The organism is Ectothiorhodospiraceae bacterium BW-2, assembly GCA_008375315.1.
Taxonomy (GTDB): domain Bacteria; phylum Pseudomonadota; class Gammaproteobacteria; order Thiohalomonadales; family Thiohalomonadaceae; genus BW-2.
Genome location: CP032507.1, coordinates 1,430,417 through 1,448,075 on the forward strand (window position 1 = coordinate 1,430,417; position 17,659 = coordinate 1,448,075).

16 protein-coding genes and 4 pseudogenes are annotated in these 17,659 nt (G+C 55.2%); 9 read left to right on the forward strand and 11 right to left on the reverse strand.

Going from position 1 to position 17,659, the window contains the following annotated elements; all coding sequences use genetic code 11:
• Positions 1-11 precede the first annotated feature (11 nt).
• Both D5085_06820 and D5085_06825 read left to right on the forward strand, forming a co-directional pair.
• The gene (locus tag D5085_06820) at positions 12-1,733 is read left to right on the forward strand and encodes a proline--tRNA ligase (protein ID QEP42863.1); all 1,722 of its coding nucleotides are present in this window, start codon (positions 12-14) and stop codon (positions 1,731-1,733) included.
• Positions 1,696-2,313 (forward strand): lytic transglycosylase domain-containing protein, encoded by a 618-nt coding sequence (locus tag D5085_06825; GenBank protein ID QEP42864.1) that lies wholly within the window; start codon positions 1,696-1,698, stop codon positions 2,311-2,313. Before D5085_06820 ends, D5085_06825 begins: the two co-directional genes overlap by 38 nt.
• 3 nt (positions 2,314-2,316) lie before the next feature.
• Here D5085_06825 and D5085_06830 read toward each other — a convergent pair whose 3' ends face one another.
• From D5085_06830 to D5085_06850, 5 genes and pseudogenes are all read right to left on the reverse strand, one after another.
• On the reverse strand, positions 2,317-2,841 hold the full coding sequence (locus tag D5085_06830; GenBank protein QEP42865.1) for a cytochrome B: 525 nt from the start codon (positions 2,839-2,841) through the stop codon (positions 2,317-2,319).
• Positions 2,842-2,960: 119 nt separating this feature from the next.
• The gene (locus D5085_06835) at positions 2,961-4,754 is read right to left on the reverse strand and encodes an IS1634 family transposase (protein ID QEP42866.1); all 1,794 of its coding nucleotides are present in this window, start codon (positions 4,752-4,754) and stop codon (positions 2,961-2,963) included.
• A 160-nt stretch (positions 4,755-4,914) separates the two neighbouring features.
• Positions 4,915-5,004 (reverse strand): annotated as a pseudogene (locus D5085_06840) (cytochrome B).
• Position 5,005: 1 nt separating this feature from the next.
• Positions 5,006-6,571, reverse strand: coding sequence for a tetrathionate reductase family octaheme c-type cytochrome (locus D5085_06845; protein ID QEP42867.1), 1,566 nt, complete (start codon positions 6,569-6,571; stop codon positions 5,006-5,008).
• Between the two features lie 60 nt (positions 6,572-6,631).
• On the reverse strand, positions 6,632-7,606 hold the full coding sequence (locus tag D5085_06850) for a cytochrome c family protein (GenBank protein ID QEP42868.1): 975 nt from the start codon (positions 7,604-7,606) through the stop codon (positions 6,632-6,634).
• On the opposite strand from D5085_06850, the gene D5085_06855 reads away from it, so the two are divergent.
• Positions 7,547-8,206 (forward strand): cytochrome C, encoded by a 660-nt coding sequence (locus D5085_06855; GenBank protein QEP42869.1) that lies wholly within the window; start codon positions 7,547-7,549, stop codon positions 8,204-8,206. The genes D5085_06850 and D5085_06855 overlap by 60 nt on opposite strands.
• 21 nt (positions 8,207-8,227) lie before the next feature.
• A complete protein-coding gene (locus tag D5085_06860) occupies positions 8,228-8,482 on the forward strand; it encodes a hypothetical protein (protein ID QEP42870.1) in 255 nt (84 codons plus the stop codon).
• A 28-nt stretch (positions 8,483-8,510) separates the two neighbouring features.
• On the opposite strand, the pseudogene D5085_06865 reads toward D5085_06860, so the two are convergent.
• From D5085_06865 to D5085_06875, 3 genes and pseudogenes are all read right to left on the reverse strand, one after another.
• A pseudogene (locus D5085_06865) lies at positions 8,511-8,639 on the reverse strand (hypothetical protein).
• A gap of 531 nt (positions 8,640-9,170) precedes the next feature.
• Positions 9,171-9,386: a hypothetical protein gene (locus D5085_06870; protein ID QEP42871.1), complete on the reverse strand. Its 216-nt coding sequence runs from the start codon at positions 9,384-9,386 to the stop codon at positions 9,171-9,173.
• Between the two features lie 2 nt (positions 9,387-9,388).
• Positions 9,389-9,862: a PIN domain-containing protein gene (locus tag D5085_06875; GenBank protein ID QEP42872.1), complete on the reverse strand. Its 474-nt coding sequence runs from the start codon at positions 9,860-9,862 to the stop codon at positions 9,389-9,391.
• Between the two features lie 701 nt (positions 9,863-10,563).
• Between D5085_06875 and D5085_06880 the strand changes: the two genes are divergently transcribed.
• The 5 genes and pseudogenes from D5085_06880 (at position 10,564) to D5085_06900 (ending at position 13,701) form a co-directional block, all read left to right on the forward strand.
• Entirely contained in the window at positions 10,564-11,049 is a 486-nt protein-coding gene (locus D5085_06880) for a hypothetical protein (protein QEP45079.1), read from the forward strand.
• Between the two features lie 20 nt (positions 11,050-11,069).
• Positions 11,070-11,579, forward strand: coding sequence for a Uma2 family endonuclease (locus tag D5085_06885; GenBank protein QEP45080.1), 510 nt, complete (start codon positions 11,070-11,072; stop codon positions 11,577-11,579).
• 45 nt (positions 11,580-11,624) lie between these two features.
• Positions 11,625-11,897, forward strand: coding sequence for a hypothetical protein (locus D5085_06890; GenBank protein ID QEP42873.1), 273 nt, complete (start codon positions 11,625-11,627; stop codon positions 11,895-11,897).
• Positions 11,842-11,985, forward strand: a pseudogene (locus D5085_06895) (radical SAM protein). Before D5085_06890 ends, D5085_06895 begins: the two are co-directional and overlap by 56 nt.
• 270 nt (positions 11,986-12,255) lie before the next feature.
• Positions 12,256-13,701 (forward strand): annotated as a pseudogene (locus D5085_06900) (IS91 family transposase).
• Between the two features lie 315 nt (positions 13,702-14,016).
• On the opposite strand, the gene D5085_06905 reads toward D5085_06900, so the two are convergent.
• From D5085_06905 to D5085_06915, 3 genes are read right to left on the reverse strand one after another with little or no spacing between them, the layout of a single operon-like run.
• Positions 14,017-14,616, reverse strand: coding sequence for a cytochrome B (locus D5085_06905; GenBank protein QEP42874.1), 600 nt, complete (start codon positions 14,614-14,616; stop codon positions 14,017-14,019).
• 1 nt (position 14,617) lies between these two features.
• The gene (locus D5085_06910; GenBank protein QEP42875.1) at positions 14,618-16,183 is read right to left on the reverse strand and encodes a tetrathionate reductase family octaheme c-type cytochrome; all 1,566 of its coding nucleotides are present in this window, start codon (positions 16,181-16,183) and stop codon (positions 14,618-14,620) included.
• A gap of 60 nt (positions 16,184-16,243) precedes the next feature.
• Positions 16,244-17,518 (reverse strand): cytochrome c family protein, encoded by a 1,275-nt coding sequence (locus tag D5085_06915; GenBank protein QEP42876.1) that lies wholly within the window; start codon positions 17,516-17,518, stop codon positions 16,244-16,246.
• Between the last annotated feature and the right edge of the window lie 141 nt (positions 17,519-17,659).

Sequence of the window (17,659 nt, forward strand, 5' to 3'; positions counted from 1 at the left end):
GTTTTATCACCATGCGAGCCTCCCAACTGCTTTTAGCAACCGTTAAGGAGACCCCTGCTGACGCTGAAGTTATTAGCCATCAGCTCATGCTACGAGCCGGCATGATTCGTAAACTAGCCCTCGGACTCTATAGCTGGCTACCCTTAGGGCTGCGCGTGATGCGTAATGTCGAACGGGTCGTGCGGGAAGAGATGGATCGAGCGGGCGCTCAAGAGGTGCTGATGCCGGCCGTTCAACCGGCGGAGTTGTGGCAGGAGTCGGGGCGCTGGGATCAGTTTGGTCCGGAACTACTGCGCTTTCAAGATCGCCACTTACGCGATTTTGCCTTTGGTCCGACCCATGAAGAGATTATTACCGACATAGTGCGGCGCGAGGTTCGCAGCTATAAACAGCTACCGGCCAACTTCTACCAAATTCAGACCAAATTTCGTGATGAGGTTCGCCCCCGCTTCGGTGTCATGCGTGCTCGTGAATTTATTATGAAAGATGCCTACTCGTTCCATATCGATGAGGAGTCGCTAAAAGAGGGCTACAGCGATATGTACCACGCCTATAGCGCCATCTTTGACCGCTTAGGGTTAGAGTATCGCGCCGTCCTAGCCGATACCGGTGCGATTGGCGGCAGTGGCTCGCATGAGTTTCATGTGCTCGCCGACTCAGGCGAAGATGCGATCGCCTTCTCTAGCCACAGCGACTATGCTGCCAATATCGAAAAGGCCGAAGCGCTACGACCCGAACAGTCGCCCGAACCCCCCCACACCCCAATGCATACGGTAGAGACCCCGAATGTCAAAACAGTCGCCGATATCTGCCACTTTCTCGACACTAGCGCCGATAAAATGGTCAAAACCCTCATTGTTCACGGTGCCAATGAGAGTGGCGCGGCAGAGGGGCTAGTCGCCCTAGTGCTACGGGGAGATCATGAGCTGAACGAGGTTAAAGCGACCAAACTAGCCGGGGTTTATAGCCCGCTAACGCTAGCGAGTGATGAGGAGGTCGTTAACGCCATCGGCTGCCATCTCGGCTCCATCGGCCCCGTAGCTCTCCCCCTGCCGCTCTATATCGATCACGCCGCCGCGACGATAAACCACTTCATCTGCGGCGCGAATAGCGACGGGAAGCACCACGGCAATGTCTGCTGGGAGCGCGATCTGCCACTGCCCGAAACGGTCGATCTCCGCAATGTCGTCGAAGGCGATAGAAGCCCCGATGGCATGGGAACATTAACCATTAAACACGGCATTGAAGTAGGCCACATCTTCCAGCTCGGAGAGAAGTATAGCCGCGCTATGGGGGCCACCGTCCTCGATCAACACGGCAAGGCCACCTTTATGAGCATGGGCTGCTACGGTATCGGCGTTACCCGTATTGTCGCCGCAGCGATTGAACAGAACCACGATGAGCGCGGCATCATCTGGACCGACACCCTCGCCCCCTTCAATATCGCTATTGTGCCGATGAATATGGCCAAGTCGGAGCGAGTCAAAGAGGTCGCCGAGCAGCTCTATCAACAGCTCAGCGACAGCGGCCTACAGGTACTCCTCGATGATCGCAATGAGCGAGCTGGCGTCTCGTTTGCCGATATGGAGCTTATCGGCATCCCCTATCAACTCATCATCGGTGAGCGGGGGCTCAAACATGGTCGCGTAGAGATTAAAGTGCGCCGTAGTGGTGTGACAGAAGAGGTACCGCTCAATGAAGTGGTGGCAGAGCTGCAACAGCGAATCCAGTAGCCCCCCTCCGCTGCTAACACTGCTGTGGTGGCTAGCGCTGCTGATCTCATCTGCGGCGCTGCCATCAGAGACCAATAGCCCCAGCCTCGATCCGGCCCTAAAAAGCGCCCTCTCCAGAGCACTATCACAACAGGCGGCGGGGGTCGATGAGTACGATCTACAGGTGTGGTTAACCGACTACGATCACCGCCTACGACACTATGTTAAAGATCCAAAAGAGCGCAGCGAAATTTTACGCTATGTCTGGCAAGAGGCCCACCTAGCTAAGTTGGAGCCGGAGCTAGTCTTAGCAGTCATTCATACCGAAAGTCTGTTTGATCGCTTCGCCATCTCCCGCGTCGGTGCCCGCGGGCTGATGCAGATTATGCCGTTTTGGCTGGAGGAGCTCAATCGCCCCTACGATAACCTATTTCAAATAGAAACCAACCTACGCTTCGGCTGTACCATTCTGCGCCACTATCTCGATATTGAGCAGGGCCAACTAACGCCAGCGTTAGCCCGCTACAACGGTAGCTACGGCAGCAACCGCTACCCAAATAAGGTCTATGAGCGGCTACGGCGCTACTGGTACAAGTCGTAGCACCTACCGCTCCTCCTCCCGACCGGTTATCATCGCCTTTAGATGACCTAACGGTCTCTCTCCCATCGCCAGCGCTAGATAGAGGTGGGCGATAAGAAAGGTCAAGATCAGAAACGCTCCAGCCGTATGCGCTAGCGCAATCCACTCTAAAGGGATGCCGGTGTGGGCGTAGATATCCCAGCGGCTATAGAAGAGATAGAACCAGCCACTCAACCAGATAAGCGGTGCCATAAACAGATGCAGCGAGAGATAGGCCAGTCGCTGCAGTGGATTAAATTTGTGTTGCCGCGTCTTATGGAACGGATGCCCGCCACCGACAAAAATATCGAAGGTATAGTATTTCACCATCGCTAGCACTGAGTTAGAACTAGAGGGGAGATATTGACGCCACTCCCCTGTCGTCAGATGCCAGAAGATAGCAAACACCCAGACCCCAATTAACGCCCAAGCAAAGTAGGTGTGCAGTGCCGTCGCCCGCTCAAAGCCGAACAGGCTCCAACTACCATGGATCTCAACCCATCTTTCGATTTGCTAGATCGAATAGTGCAAAAAATCAAATAGTTGAGACGAATTCAATGGGTAGTATGGCACTACATCTATGATTTTTCACGATGCAGAATGCAGAACGCGTGTTGACTGAGCCGAATTTAGATCAGCGTCATCTTTGTCGGATGGACCGAATAGTCGAGTCCCAGCGCATCCAGAACTGGACGTTGATGGGGTTCGATGCGGGTGGTTTTGCGCAGATGAATGGTGCGATTATCTTCACGCTTGACGGTGACACTCACCCGCTGACGATTGGCAAACAGCTGTCGCAGGGATGTCCAGCTCGCATGAATGTCGTGTGCTTTGAGTTGATGTCGCAGCGTATGCACGAGATGGTAACCGAGCAGGGTGATGAAGAGGTGGCCCTCGAGGCGATCGGCTGTATGGTGATAGACGGGGCGCATCCCCAGTTCGCTTTTCAGGCTGCGAAAGACCGCTTCGAGGTCGGTGAGCAGGATATAGGTCTGCCACAGCTTGGCAGCATCCCAATCGAGTAAATCGGTGCGCAGACAGTAGACGCCGGGATGGCTGGCCGCTGAGTCGGCGGCATCGTTGAGAGACCAGGTGATGGCCGTGGCTTTGCCCTCTTGTTCGCTGACGCTAATGGTATAGCGGGCGGCTGCACGGGAATACTTCTGTTTGAGCCGACCAATCCGCTCATGGATTTTCTCGCTGCTTTTGGTGCAACGGGGTTTAGATAGTCCCTCATTAAGGGCGGTTAACCCCGCTTCAAAGCGTTGCGCAATGCTATCCAGAATCGCCTGCTCTTTCAGTTCTCGCGCTTCGGAGTGGCAGTAGAGTTTGACTTCCCCCCGCTCGCCATCCTCAACCCGCTGCGCGCGTACGCAATTGCCGGGGCTCTCTTTGATCAGCGTGGCCTGGGTCTCATCAAACTCTCGATGGGGTTGACGGCTCACGACAATATAGTGGTAACCGGCACCTTTCAGCCACTGTAGATTCTTCTCACTGGCAATGCCGGCATCCATAATAACAGTACTGTGTGGCGAGGCTTCCAGCTCAGTGAGCAGACCCTCCAGGGTGGAGGGTTCGCTGACATTACCGGCAAAGTGGCGTGAACAGCGCGGAAAGCCACTGCTATCGAGTACCAGACCGAGGGTAACGAGCGGGCAGTCACTGCGCCGCTCCTTGGAGCGCCCACGCTGTGCCAGTTCGGAGTCGGGCGCTCCTTCAAAGAAGGTATTGGTCAAGTCATAGAGGGCGATAGTCTCCTTCAGATCGAAAAGCGTCTGCTCCCGCTGCCAGAGATGGGCCTCCAGTGCCGCTTTGTGTTTCCAGAGCAGGTCGCTGGCTTGATAGAGGCGATCATGCCCCATGGCGTCAAAGTCATAACCGATGAGCTCGCCCAGTCCACTCTGCTGCTGGAGCCAGTGATAGGTGGCCCACTCGCTGGCAGGAGAAGCCATGCGCCCAACGATATTGCCAATGGCTGCGGCCAGTTCATGACGGTTAAAGCCAAGCTCTTGCAGTTTATCAATCAGTTTCAGCTGTTGCAGCGCATGCAGAGCCAACTGTTCAATGCCAACCTGACGAGGCCGGCTTAGCTCCAGAGAGTCCATATCGACCGATTGCCAGGTGTGCGGCGGTAACGGTTCGCCGTAACCGGTTTGCTGTAGTTTGTTGCTCAACTGCTGGGCGGTCTGCTCCAGGGCGGTTGGCAGTGCCAGGGTGAGAAAATCGCCCTGTGCGTTCAACAGTTGCTCAATGCGGGCGGTCAGAAGCGGCCATTGCGCCGACTCTACACTAAAGTGGCGACCCAAATTGAGCAGGGTCTGTTGCTTGACCTTGCCGGCCACACGGGTGGATTCCACCAGTCGATAGGTGAAGTAGGGCTCACCGGAGCCGTGGCTTTTAATCGTAGTGCGACGAATATACATACTGACAGTGTAGCTGCAAAATGGGGGATTGCAAGCCTATCCGTCACATTATGGCACTACGATTTATTTTCAAAACTCAAGTAATTGATTTAATTAAAATCGCATATCGGGTTCCCGATATATTTTGGGGATTTTGGTCGGATTTGACGAAAGATGGGTCAAACCCCGTCACCAGTAGCGAGAGAATTAAAAACGCCTGCGTCCAGTGCCAAACGCGCTCAAAACGCTTATACATCACCACTTCAGCCATCCTATCTACCCCCTCTTCGTCTAGCCACCAGACGGCCGATACCGTGCAGCGTGACACCACCGAGCGTTCCGAAAACCATAAGCCAACCGATAAAATCGAGCGTCTCATTACGATCTCTTCCCGGCAGATAGAAGCCACCGACACTCTGTAATCGCCCATTTTGGCGATGACAACTGTCGCAACTTAACGCCTCCTCTTTCGTCGCGACCATGTGGGTCACCGGCCAGAAATATTCAGTTTCGACAAAACCATACTCACCGCTATACACCTGCCCCCGAGCCAGCAACCCCGCCTGTAACGCCCTATCCCAATCGAAATTTTTCCAATAGGCGCTCTCATCTTTACCAAACAGGTGCGGAATCGCCAAAATATTCTGCTTCGCATCGTAGGGCTGCTTACCGCGCATCACCTTAAAGGGCCAGATACGGGAGTTTGGATCACGATAGCTCCCCTGAATGCGGTTAATCGGCACCACCCCCTCAGGATCGATTGTCTCACCGAGTAGCGTATAGCGAATGTCACCATCAAACCAGTAGTATTCGGGAGTCACATTCTCCTCCCACACAAACTCCCCCTTCTTAAAATCGTAAGTGGCATACCCCTCACTATCTTTAATCATTAACGGCTTACCATCCTCGCCCTTTCTACCGGCACTAGACCAGTCCCACCACATTTTGGTCTTTTTCCCCCCTCGGGCATAGCGGGGGATATGGCAGGTTACACAGGCGACTCTATCGGTATGTTGATTGAGCTGCTCGGCACTCGCCGCCTCATGCGGCTCGCTACTATGGCACGACTCGCAGCTAGCGAGCACCTGATCCTCATCACCTGGCCTCACCTGACCGCGACTATCTGCCGCTTTAGTGACATAACGGCTACCGGCGATCTCATGGCCGCCAGTGGTGTGACAGGTTTGACACTTAAAATTTAGCCCCGCCTCATCCATGTGGATATCGGTCTGTCGATTGGGATGGTGTAGCGAAGAGTCGAGGTGGCCATGTTTCACCCCATCACCGCCACCGCCATAAAAGTGGCAACTACCGCAGTTGCTTCGGTTCGGTTGACCGACGCGCTGGGCGATCTTTGCCAGATCGGGTGGTTGTCTAATCTTGCCCGATTTAGGGGGCCACTCCATGGGAGTATAGTTAGGGTGACCGGCACCGGTGGGGAATTTCTTATACTCACCGGTAGTATCGTGGCAGACTAAACAGTCAACCCGCTGTTCTGAGCTAAGATCAAAACTCTCATCCTTCCAGCCATAGCCGATATGGCAGCTAGTACAGCGGGGCCAGTTAGTCGCTGTGGCGACACAAAAGTTGTTAATGACATTTTTCTTGCCCAGCGCCTGACCTGTCACGGGGTTATCAAAGGCCCATGTCCAGTGCGATGTCTGGTGCAGTTGCGTGGCCGCTTCAGTGTGGCACTGCAGACAGGCAGCCGTCACCTCCGGGCCGGTTTGAAAGGGGCGTTGCAGCTCCTCAAATTTGCTGTGATCGGCTGTGGTTCGCGCCAGTAGCGGCAGAGCCGCACCAAATAGTAAGGCAATGATGACTATGCGGGGTAACATCTTGTTATACCTCCTAACGCCGGCAGAGCCCCCCCTGCCGGCGGCGCGTTGAGAGCTAAATTAAAGTTGCAGCTCGGAGCTAGCAATTAGCTTCGGATCGGTCAGCTCCTTATCCAGATGAGTAAACTTCTTCACCAGCCCCGGCCAGAGCAGGCTGTAGTAGAGTTCGCCCCGTACTAACGCGACCCCCGCAGCCGGAATAGTGTAGTTGAGTTTGCGCTCCTCAAACGGCTTTAAGCGGTTATCGCTGCCCACCTTAGTCGCGACCGTAGGGCTAGCCGGCTTGCCCTCATCATCGACTAAACTGTAGAGCAGATAGGCTTTAGGATCGCTCTTTGCCGGGTGGCCTTCAGCGTTTTGCCACACCACGCTCCCCTGATCATCATAGGCAGTCAGTTTTAGGTGGATATTGCGAAACGGGGCTCCGGTTGGCAGATTGTGCGGCTGTTGGTTGGTCAGGGTCACTGTCGTGGCAATCGTATCCCCCTCACGCTTACCCTCAACGGTAAAGAGCACTGAGCGGCGCAGCATAGCGCTATCGTGACCGCCGCCCATGGAGTGATCGGCAACCCCGTTATTAATGGGCATGTGGCAGGCGATACAGTCAACTTGAGAGCCGCTAGCGATATACTCATCCCCAGTTTGGCACAGAGGGACGCCGTTAGCGTTGGGGCGCATATCGTGACACCCCATACAGGCATCATTCGATTTCAGTTGGGTCGGATTGGCCATCATCGGCAGGGCAGGCACCTGCACGCCATCCATCTCTACCGGCTCCCCTAGATGGGGATTGGGCTTGGCGCTATCGCCTAAACCGCTCCCCCCAAACGGATCGGCGGCAGCGATTAACCGCTCTAACCCCCGATTAGAGTGGACACCTGGTCCCTGTAGCTGGCTAGTAGAGATATCGTAGGCATGAATCCCTAGCTGGAGCTTGCCATCCGGTTTTTTAATACCGTTATAGCTCTGCAGCGTATGGCAGGCGATACAGTTTACCCCCTCGGCGTAGGCGGGATTGGCATCGAGACTCGCCATGTGCTCATGGCGCTTATGGTTGGTGGTGTTGCCGGCGTGATCTTTATGGTCGTTTTGCTTGAGTTTGATCACTACACTAGCAGTGTCGAATTCTGCACCACCTGTCACTCAATGGAGTTAGTTGCCGAACCCTACTACCAGTCATCGCACTACAATCCCGCCTCAGGTGTGCGAGCCGAGTGTGGCGACTGTCATGTCTCGGAGGGGGTCTTCGCCGCCACGTGGGATCACCTTGTCGGTTCTAAGGATCTCTATAAACAGCTCTTTGGTCCCGATTACGATGATCCCGTCGTTAACAAACTCCACCTACCCGATGCCGCCTTTGCCGCTCGGGAGTGGTTTCGAAAGCGCGACTCGGCCACCTGCAGCCGCTGCCATACGATAGATGCGATTGTCGGCACCCGTCCTGCCACCCAACTCATCCATCAACAGGAGACCGAAGGGAAGAGCTGCATCGACTGCCACTACAATTTAGTCCATACTCCAGTCCCGCATCGCAAGGTCTTTGATCGTGAAGCGTGGAATCGTCAAATAGAGGAGGAGTTTGGGCTAGAAGCGGGCAGTAGCGATACCATACTAGAACAGGGCAAACGGCTCTAACAGCGAACAGGAGGGTACCCCATGAAGAAACTACTACTACTCGGTTGTGAGACGATGCGGGAAGGCGTCATCGTCTCCTTTGTCTTTTTTATCTTAGGCATATTGATGGTGCTAGCAGGTGCCCACCTCGTGCCCGATTGGCTCTATATGAACTTCGTAGTCCTACTACTAGGCTTTCTGCTAGTCCTGTTTGCACCGGTGATTTTAGTCTCCACCTACCTGCTATCGGTACTACCAGGCATTCGGGAGCGGCTAAAAGAGGAGTGTGAGCACTAACAAATCGGCGATAGCAGCTCGACACTCTGACGCAATCATGAAAATGAGTATGCTGGTTGAGCGAGGAGCCGAATCGGTGGATGAACGCCACCACGCCGGTTCGCGCCTTCGGACCTGCCCCATGGCTCTGTTCGCGCAGGTGTTGCTCGGACGGCATTGAGGAAGATGCGCAGAGCGCTGTTGAGGGCTACGCGGTCGTGCTGGAGGTGGTAGCGCAGCCGCTTTGGGCAGGGAGAGCACCCATTGGCGTACCGGCAGCCGGGGCAGGACATGATCGGTGAGGTGAGCAGCGGTCTCCGCCATAGAACAACCTGAAGGGGGTGGATCTGGATCTGTCCCTGGGGAAGTTGTGATCGTGGTCACCGGGGTGAGCCACAACGATAGGACACCCACCCGTGGGCAGAAATACCCTGTTGCGCGACGCCATGGGCCACGAGACCTAGTACCAATAGGACGCCAACGGTAACCGCATTGCTGTTATTGACGCCTTGGGCCGCAAAACCGACCAAAGCGACGAAAGCGGTCGCACCACCCACTACGAAGACGATCCCAAGGGCCGCCTCGCGCCTCCACCTCAACCGCCGCATCAATGCCGATGGCGGCATTGCCTAGCTAAATGCGTGATGTCAAGACTTGACCCCATGGTGTTATTGCCCCCTACTCAGTTTTATTAGCATAACGCCAGCGCTCAGCCGCGCGAGGTAAGAGCGTCGGCTGGAGCGCTTTGTTGGGCCTCAACAGCGCTGACCGTGGGTTTGCGTGGTGGGAAAGCGACAACGCGCTCAGGGTGTAAGGCTTGCTTTGCCATCAAGTCTTTGAAAATATTATTAATGTCGTAATTGAGCTGGCGTGCGTACTCATCTCTGAGTGCTCGTGTTTCCGCGATAATTGGATCTTGCCACATAGTTAAGGCTCCATAAGTTCAAGAGGCGTGCAGATGACTGGCGGTTCATAGCCAAATGCCCTGCAGGTGTTTTCAATTTTAGGTCGAGTGTGAGCGTTTGCGATATGCGTACAGTTCCAGGTAAGCAGATACGCGACGCCGTTCACCGCTGCTATCGCTATGTGATACGCGTCCGCTTCAGCCTTCTCTGGAAGCGCATGGCTCTCAATTAGGGTCAGCGCCAGTTCCCTGACATTTTCGGAGATTTGAAGCAATGGAAGCTCAGCGATGGCAGCCAAACGACGCTGCGAAGCCTCTGGATGACCCTTGCTTGCTTCCGATATGACAAGATCAGATACGAAGACGCCGTAGTTCGGCTTCCGTGTTTCCCACCATTCGGTCGTCGTATTTTGATTTGCCATCGCGCGCAAGTCGTTGCTCGGTCGAGCTGTCAAATAGCTTATCACCGACGTTTCTACGTAAACGGTTTCCTTCACCGGGGCCCCCTATTTCTTTGATGCCCAATGTTCGAGTTAACCAGGAGGCGCGTTTTTTGCGCCGATCTGGTTTAACGATTTGTGTACGCCCAGCATGGGCATGAACTTATGAGGTGAAAGTCCTCTGTAGGAAGATCACCGTCCGTCACTGAGGAGTGATTAGACGATAACTATTAGCGAAAGGCAAGGGCCAATCCGCGAGGAGCGGTCTGAAGGAAGCCGGACGCAAAACTGCGAGCTGATGAACAAGAACATCATCTGAGGCGTAGGCTGGAGGCGAGATGGCACAAGACATCGAAGCCAAGTGATCTAACGGCCACCGTAAATGATGCAGCAGTGCAGTGATAGTGCATGCTCTTATTCTTAGGAGATCTGCTTAACGAGCGATCGGAAAATACCTGTGAGGCTCAGGTTTATCAGTCTTGGCACCTTCGACTCCATCGACGAAGGCAGAGCGAACAGATGGAAACCGATAGAGCCAAATGGGGTAACTCATGTGGTTATTAAGCAGAAGTCAGCAGAAGCCATATGCCTACATGGATGTAGGTAGTAGAGCAACGCAGGAGCAGTTGCCGAGTAGTCAAACACTCACCGTAATGGGTGAGACAAGGCGAAGGGCCGAACATTTAGATAAAGGAGGAGCCTTGTCAGACTTGAAAACACAAACGCCGACCGGCGATGATGTGAGTCAGCGTAGTGACATGAAGCCAGCCTTTAGCGACCATCTATTCGATCAGGTGTTCCAGCGCGAAAACATTCGCACAGCATGGGAGCGGGTTCGAGCCAACAAGGGGGCAGCTGGCATCGATGAGATAAGCATCGATGAATTCCCCGACTGGGTCAAAGCGGGAAACTGGAAACGGATTATAGCCGAGCTGAAAGCAGAGCAATATTACCCGTCACCGGTCAGGCGAGTCGAGATCGAAAAACCGAATGGCGGTAAACGTCCACTGGGGATTCTTGACGGCATTCCGCTGGCGATGGCACCTTCGCCGGGATTTCAACATCAGCGCGTGGCGATGAATATGGCGTTTCAGCTACGGCAACTGTTGGATAGTTGCCCACACTGTCAGGTGCTCTATGAGATCGATGTCGAGTTTAGTGAGGATACCGTGGTGCGCCCCGATCTGATTGTGATCTGCCATACGCCAGAGGGAGAGCGCATTACCCGCCCCATCACCGCCTGAGTGTGGTTGATTACTACCAGATGGCCGCAGCCGGAATCTTGCGCCGAGAGGATCGGGTCGAACTGATTGATGGAGAGATTTTTGATATGGCACCGATTGGTAGCTCTCACGCTGGCGTGGTGAATCGCTTGGCGCGCCATTTTTTTCAGTCTGTTGTGCTACAAGGTGTCGTCACGGTACAAAATCCCTTGTCTTTGGGTGCCCACTCGGAGCCGGAACCCGATCTGCTGCTGCTGCGCTATCGGGACGATTTTTATAGCCACGCCCACCCAACGGCTGCCGATGTTCTATTATTAATCGAGGTTGCCGACTCAACCCTGCGTTATGACCGCGAAGTGAAACTGCCGCTCTATGCCCAACATGGCGTGAGTGAGGTGTGGATTGTCAATCTGGAGGCGGCGCAGTTAGCGTGTTATCGTGAAGTCGATAGCGCGCTGAAAAGTTACCGGCAGATAGAACGATATGCTGCGGGTCTGATTGCGCCGGTTGCGCTGCCGGAGTCTGCTATTGAGGTTGGGGGTTTGTGGTGAGTGATAAACCAATAAGCGCACCATTTTTATCACAAGGTCTTTTCCATGTTGTTAGCCTATAGCCATACTAACCATGCCACCTATGGCGACTATTGCCAGTGGCCGGATGATCAGCGTTATGAGTTGATAGATACCGTTGTCCAGCCCGATGTAGTTGTGGTCTGTGATGCCGATAAAATCGATCAGCGAGGGGTAAGGGGGGCGCCGGATTGGGTGATTGAAGTGCTTTCAGCATCGACTGCCTTTTATGGGCAGACCCTTAAACATCCCCATCATGCGTGGTTGTTTTGGCGGTTGTACGTTTTGTTCCATCACTGAGCATGAAGGCCGCATCATCCAGAACCGTTCCAAAGATTCTATCTTGCATGAGATTGAACAGATTCGTGACAAGGTGCCTGGATTGTCGTGAGCGTTGAAGGAAAAGCTCATCCAAGAGGTGAGTCGAGGTAAGGATCGGGAAGACGAGTACAAACGAACCATCGTAAAAGTGTCGAAATGAATAGACGATATCAAAGTAAGCGGCGAGAGAACTCCCTCTATCACTCAAGTCGACTCTATGTTACGGGAATCAATCCTGCTGCGAATCCAGTGCGCAAGGTTACGCACGGCGGGGGAGGGCGGGACGCGCGAATACTGTCTATATTTACAGTATCCGCATTTCACCCTGGACTCGCCAATGGCCGCCCAAACGCTGGGATGCATCCCAGCCCTCTACCAACCCCGTCGCCCCGCCGACACACCGCTCTACCGGGTGCTGCAAAATCACCTAGAGACCTTCCTTGCCCTGTGCCATGACGACTGGGAGCAGGAGCGAGTCTCCCCTCACGCCGAACGGGAACTACGCTGATTTCTGGAGTGCGGTATCCTCGCCTATGGGTTCGCCCGCGCCCGCTGTGACGAATGCGGCCATGATTTCCTGATTGCCTTCTCCTGCAAAGGGCGGGGCGTCTGCCCTTCGTGCAACACCCGGCGGATGGCGGAGACCGCTGCTCACCTCACCGATCATGTCCTGCCCCGGCTGCCGGTACGCCAATGGGTGCTCTCCCTGCCCAAGCGGCTGCGCTACCACCTCCAGCACGACCGCAAGGCGCTCAGCAGCGCTTTGCGCATCTTCCTCGATGCCGTCGAGCAACACTTGCGCGAACAGAGCCCTGGGGCAGGTCCGAAGGCGCGAACCGGCACGGTGGCGTTCATCCACCGATTCGGCTCTTCACTCAACGAACACACGCATTTCCATGTCGTCTTCATCGACGGCATTTTCGAACCCGACCCGGAGCAGGGCGCACACTTCATCGAAGTGGAGGAACTCGATGCGGACGACGCCGAGGCGGTGCAGACCCAAATCCGCCGCCGCATCTTGCGGGCGTTCGTGCGGCGGGGATTGCTGGAAAAGGCAGATCGCCAGGAGATGGAGCAGTGGGATCACGGCGGCGGGTTCTCCCTCGACGCCAGCGTGCGGATCGATGCACACGACCGGCGAGGCCTGGAGCGACTGCTGCGCTACTGCGCCCGCCCGCCATTCGCCGCCGACCGACTGGAGGAGATCGATGCCCAGCGGTTGATCTACCACCTGCCCAAGCCCGGCCCGGACGGGCAAACCCAGATCATCCTCTCGCCGCTCGAACTGATCGGGCGCATCGCCGCCCTGGTTCCGCCGCCCAGGCAACACCGGCATCGCTACTACGGCGTGCTCGCCCCCAACTCACCACTGCGGCCGGCGGTAACCGCCCTCGCGCCCCAGCCCGTGGCGGCGGAGCCTGAAACGAAACCGGCGGTAGAGACGGCAGCGGACGACCCTCCGGTGGCTATCGGGCGATCCCCCGCCCGCTACCTCTGGGCCATGCTGCTGGCTCGCATTTACGAAGCGTTCCCTTTGACCTGCCCCCAGTGCGGGGCCGAGATGCAGATCATCGCCTTCATCACCGAGGCCGTGGAGGTGCGGGCCATCCTAGAGCACATCGGCGAACCCGCCGTCCCGCCACGAATCGCCTCCGCCAGGGGACCGCCAGAGTGGTACGAAGAGTCCGTGGCGGACGCCATCGACGCCGAGGATTACCTTCAGGGCGACCCTCTCGCCCAGCCCGAGCCGGAGTACGAATACGATCAACGAGTCTCCTGGTAGCAGCCCGCCGAGGGGCTGCCGGACCGACCGTTGCCGCTCGCGCGAAACCCGCTTCTTTCCGTCTCTCTCCCTGCCGCGACAACCGCCTCAAACACCTCCCGACAGGCCAATTTCTGTTTCATCCTCGCCTTCCGGTGGTCAGAAGGGGCTCTGACCGAATCTTGACGGCGCTCCGGATCTGGGGGATACTTTGGCGTAGGCGGTTGGATTTCCTATCCGTCAGCGTTAGCCCGCTACAACGGTAGCTACGGCAGCAACCGCTACCCAAATAAGGTCTATGAGCGGCTACGGCGCTACTGGTACAAGTCGTAGCACCTACCGCTCCTCCTCCCGACCGGTTATCATCGCCTTTAGATGACCTAACGGTCTCTCTCCCATCGCCAGCGCTAGATAGAGGTGGGCGATAAGAAAGGTCAAGATCAGAAACGCTCCAGCCGTATGCGCTAGCGCAATCCACTCTAAAGGGATGCCGGTGTGGGCGTAGATATCCCAGCGGCTATAGAAGAGATAGAACCAGCCACTCAACCAGATAAGCGGTGCCATAAACAGATGCAGCGAGAGATAGGCCAGTCGCTGCAGTGGATTAAATTTGTGTTGCCGCGTCTTATGGAACGGATGCCCGCCACCGACAAAAATATCGAAGGTATAGTATTTCACCATCGCTAGCACTGAGTTAGAACTAGAGGGGAGATATTGACGCCACTCCCCTGTCGTCAGATGCCAGAAGATAGCAAACACCCAGACCCCAATTAACGCCCAAGCAAAGTAGGTGTGCAGTGCCGTCGCCCGCTCAAAGCCGAACAGGCTCCAACTACCATGGATCTCAAACCCCGTCACCAGTAGCGAGAGAATTAAAAACGCCTGCGTCCAGTGCCAAACGCGCTCAAAACGCTTATACATCACCACTTCAGCCATCCTATCTACCCCCTCTTCGTCTAGCCACCAGACGGCCGATACCGTGCAGCGTGACACCACCGAGCGTTCCGAAAACCATAAGCCAACCGATAAAATCGAGCGTCTCATTACGATCTCTTCCCGGCAGATAGAAGCCACCGACACTCTGTAATCGCCCATTTTGGCGATGACAACTGTCGCAACTTAACGCCTCCTCTTTCGTCGCGACCATGTGGGTCACCGGCCAGAAATATTCAGTTTCGACAAAACCATACTCACCGCTATACACCTGCCCCCGAGCCAGCAACCCCGCCTGTAACGCCCTATCCCAATCGAAATTTTTCCAATAGGCGCTCTCATCTTTACCAAACAGGTGCGGAATCGCCAAAATATTCTGCTTCGCATCGTAGGGCTGCTTACCGCGCATCACCTTAAAGGGCCAGATACGGGAGTTTGGATCACGATAGCTCCCCTGAATGCGGTTAATCGGCACCACCCCCTCAGGATCGATTGTCTCACCGAGTAGCGTATAGCGAATGTCACCATCAAACCAGTAGTATTCGGGAGTCACATTCTCCTCCCACACAAACTCCCCCTTCTTAAAATCGTAAGTGGCATACCCCTCACTATCTTTAATCATTAACGGCTTACCATCCTCGCCCTTTCTACCGGCACTAGACCAGTCCCACCACATTTTGGTCTTTTTCCCCCCTCGGGCATAGCGGGGGATATGGCAGGTTACACAGGCGACTCTATCGGTATGTTGATTGAGCTGCTCGGCACTCGCCGCCTCATGCGGCTCGCTACTATGGCACGACTCGCAGCTAGCGAGCACCTGATCCTCATCACCTGGCCTCACCTGACCGCGACTATCTGCCGCTTTAGTGACATAACGGCTACCGGCGATCTCATGGCCGCCAGTGGTGTGACAGGTTTGACACTTAAAATTTAGCCCCGCCTCATCCATGTGGATATCGGTCTGTCGATTGGGATGGTGTAGCGAAGAGTCGAGGTGGCCATGTTTCACCCCATCACCGCCACCGCCATAAAAGTGGCAACTACCGCAGTTGCTTCGGTTCGGTTGACCGACGCGCTGGGCGATCTTTGCCAGATCGGGTGGTTGTCTAATCTTGCCCGATTTAGGGGGCCACTCCATGGGAGTATAGTTAGGGTGACCGGCACCGGTGGGGAATTTCTTATACTCACCGGTAGTATCGTGGCAGACTAAACAGTCAACCCGCTGTTCTGAGCTAAGATCAAAACTCTCATCCTTCCAGCCATAGCCGATATGGCAGCTAGTACAGCGGGGCCAGTTAGTCGCTGTGGCGACACAAAAGTTGTTAATGACATTTTTCTTGCCCAGCGCCTGACCTGTCACGGGGTTATCAAAGGCCCATGTCCAGTGCGATGTCTGGTGCAGTTGCGTGGCCGCTTCAGTGTGGCACTGCAGACAGGCAGCCGTCACCTCCGGGCCGGTTTGAAAGGGGCGTTGCAGCTCCTCAAATTTGCTGTGATCGGCTGTGGTTCGCGCCAGTAGCGGCAGAGCCGCACCAAATAGTAAGGCAATGATGACTATGCGGGGTAACATCTTGTTATACCTCCTAACGCCGGCAGAGCCCCCCCTGCCGGCGGCGCGTTGAGAGCTAAATTAAAGTTGCAGCTCGGAGCTAGCAATTAGCTTCGGATCGGTCAGCTCCTTATCCAGATGAGTAAACTTCTTCACCAGCCCCGGCCAGAGCAGGCTGTAGTAGAGTTCGCCCCGTACTAACGCGACCCCCGCAGCCGGAATAGTGTAGTTGAGTTTGCGCTCCTCAAACGGCTTTAAGCGGTTATCGCTGCCCACCTTAGTCGCGACCGTAGGGCTAGCCGGCTTGCCCTCATCATCGACTAAACTGTAGAGCAGATAGGCTTTAGGATCGCTCTTTGCCGGGTGGCCTTCAGCGTTTTGCCACACCACGCTCCCCTGATCATCATAGGCAGTCAGTTTTAGGTGGATATTGCGAAACGGGGCTCCGGTCGGCAGATTGTGCGGCTGTTGGTTGGTCAGGGTCACTGTCGTGGCAATCGTATCCCCCTCACGCTTACCCTCAACGGTAAAGAGCACTGAGCGGCGCAGCATAGCGCTATCGTGACCGCCGCCCATGGAGTGATCGGCAACCCCGTTATTAATGGGCATGTGGCAGGCGATACAGTCAACTTGAGAGCCGCTAGCGATATACTCATCCCCAGTTTGGCACAGAGGGACGCCGTTAGCGTTGGGGCGCATATCGTGACACCCCATACAGGCATCATTCGATTTCAGTTGGGTCGGATTGGCCATCATCGGCAGGGCAGGCACCTGCACGCCATCCATCTCTACCGGCTCCCCTAGATGGGGATTGGGCTTGGCGCTATCGCCTAAACCGCTCCCCCCAAACGGATCGGCGGCAGCGATTAACCGCTCTAACCCCCGATTAGAGTGGACACCTGGTCCCTGTAGCTGGCTAGTAGAGATATCGTAGGCATGAATCCCTAGCTGGAGCTTGCCATCCGGTTTTTTAATACCGTTATAGCTCTGCAGCGTATGGCAGGCGATACAGTTTACCCCCTCGGCGTAGGCGGGATTGGCATCGAGCTTGGTCTTTTTATCCATCGCCGCATTCGGGGCGTGGCAGTTGAGGCAGAGCGGATATTTACCCGACGCCTTCATTGTCACCCCCTCCTCGTTCGGACTGCCGGCGACAATACCGTAGAAGGTGGCGTGGATCGGATCTTTGAGCGCCGTACTTTGGGCATGCATCGACCCTTGCCACTGTTTAAATACCTCTTTATGGCAGAGCTGGCAGGTATCCGATGTAATATGGTGCAGCGGCTGTTGCGCACTCACCGCCATAGCCCACAGGCTACCTAGCACCAGTGTCAATACTCCGAATCTGTGTCTCATAAGCTATCTCCATTACAGTGTGGTTATCGGTGCCAGCATTGATCAAGATCACCTGCAATGTCAACGGTTATTGACACCATTTTTTGCTAAATCGCATCGTAAGTTATTAAATTATAATATATAAATATACAACTACTGCTT

Bases quoted from the DNA above. Each gene is read 5' to 3' on its own strand.
- D5085_06835 (QEP42866.1), bottom strand. From the start codon at position 4,754: ATGTATATTCGTCGCACTACGATTAAAAGCCACGGCTCCGGTGAGCCC.
- D5085_06880 (QEP45079.1), top strand. From the start codon at position 10,564: ATGAAGCCAGCCTTTAGCGACCATCTATTCGATCAGGTGTTCCAGCGC.
- D5085_06860 (QEP42870.1), top strand. From the start codon at position 8,228: ATGAAGAAACTACTACTACTCGGTTGTGAGACGATGCGGGAAGGCGTC.
- D5085_06885 (QEP45080.1), top strand. From the start codon at position 11,070: ATGGCCGCAGCCGGAATCTTGCGCCGAGAGGATCGGGTCGAACTGATT.
- D5085_06850 (QEP42868.1), bottom strand. From the start codon at position 7,606: ATGGCGAGTCTCGATGCCAATCCCGCCTACGCCGAGGGGGTAAACTGT.
- D5085_06825 (QEP42864.1), top strand. From the start codon at position 1,696: ATGAAGTGGTGGCAGAGCTGCAACAGCGAATCCAGTAGCCCCCCTCCG.
- D5085_06820 (QEP42863.1), top strand. From the start codon at position 12: ATGCGAGCCTCCCAACTGCTTTTAGCAACCGTTAAGGAGACCCCTGCT.
- D5085_06855 (QEP42869.1), top strand. From the start codon at position 7,547: ATGGCAGGCGATACAGTTTACCCCCTCGGCGTAGGCGGGATTGGCATC.
- D5085_06845 (QEP42867.1), bottom strand. From the start codon at position 6,571: ATGTTACCCCGCATAGTCATCATTGCCTTACTATTTGGTGCGGCTCTG.
- D5085_06870 (QEP42871.1), bottom strand. From the start codon at position 9,386: ATGTGGCAAGATCCAATTATCGCGGAAACACGAGCACTCAGAGATGAG.
- D5085_06905 (QEP42874.1), bottom strand. From the start codon at position 14,616: ATGGCTGAAGTGGTGATGTATAAGCGTTTTGAGCGCGTTTGGCACTGG.
- D5085_06915 (QEP42876.1), bottom strand. From the start codon at position 17,518: ATGAGACACAGATTCGGAGTATTGACACTGGTGCTAGGTAGCCTGTGG.
- D5085_06910 (QEP42875.1), bottom strand. From the start codon at position 16,183: ATGTTACCCCGCATAGTCATCATTGCCTTACTATTTGGTGCGGCTCTG.
- D5085_06890 (QEP42873.1), top strand. From the start codon at position 11,625: ATGTTGTTAGCCTATAGCCATACTAACCATGCCACCTATGGCGACTAT.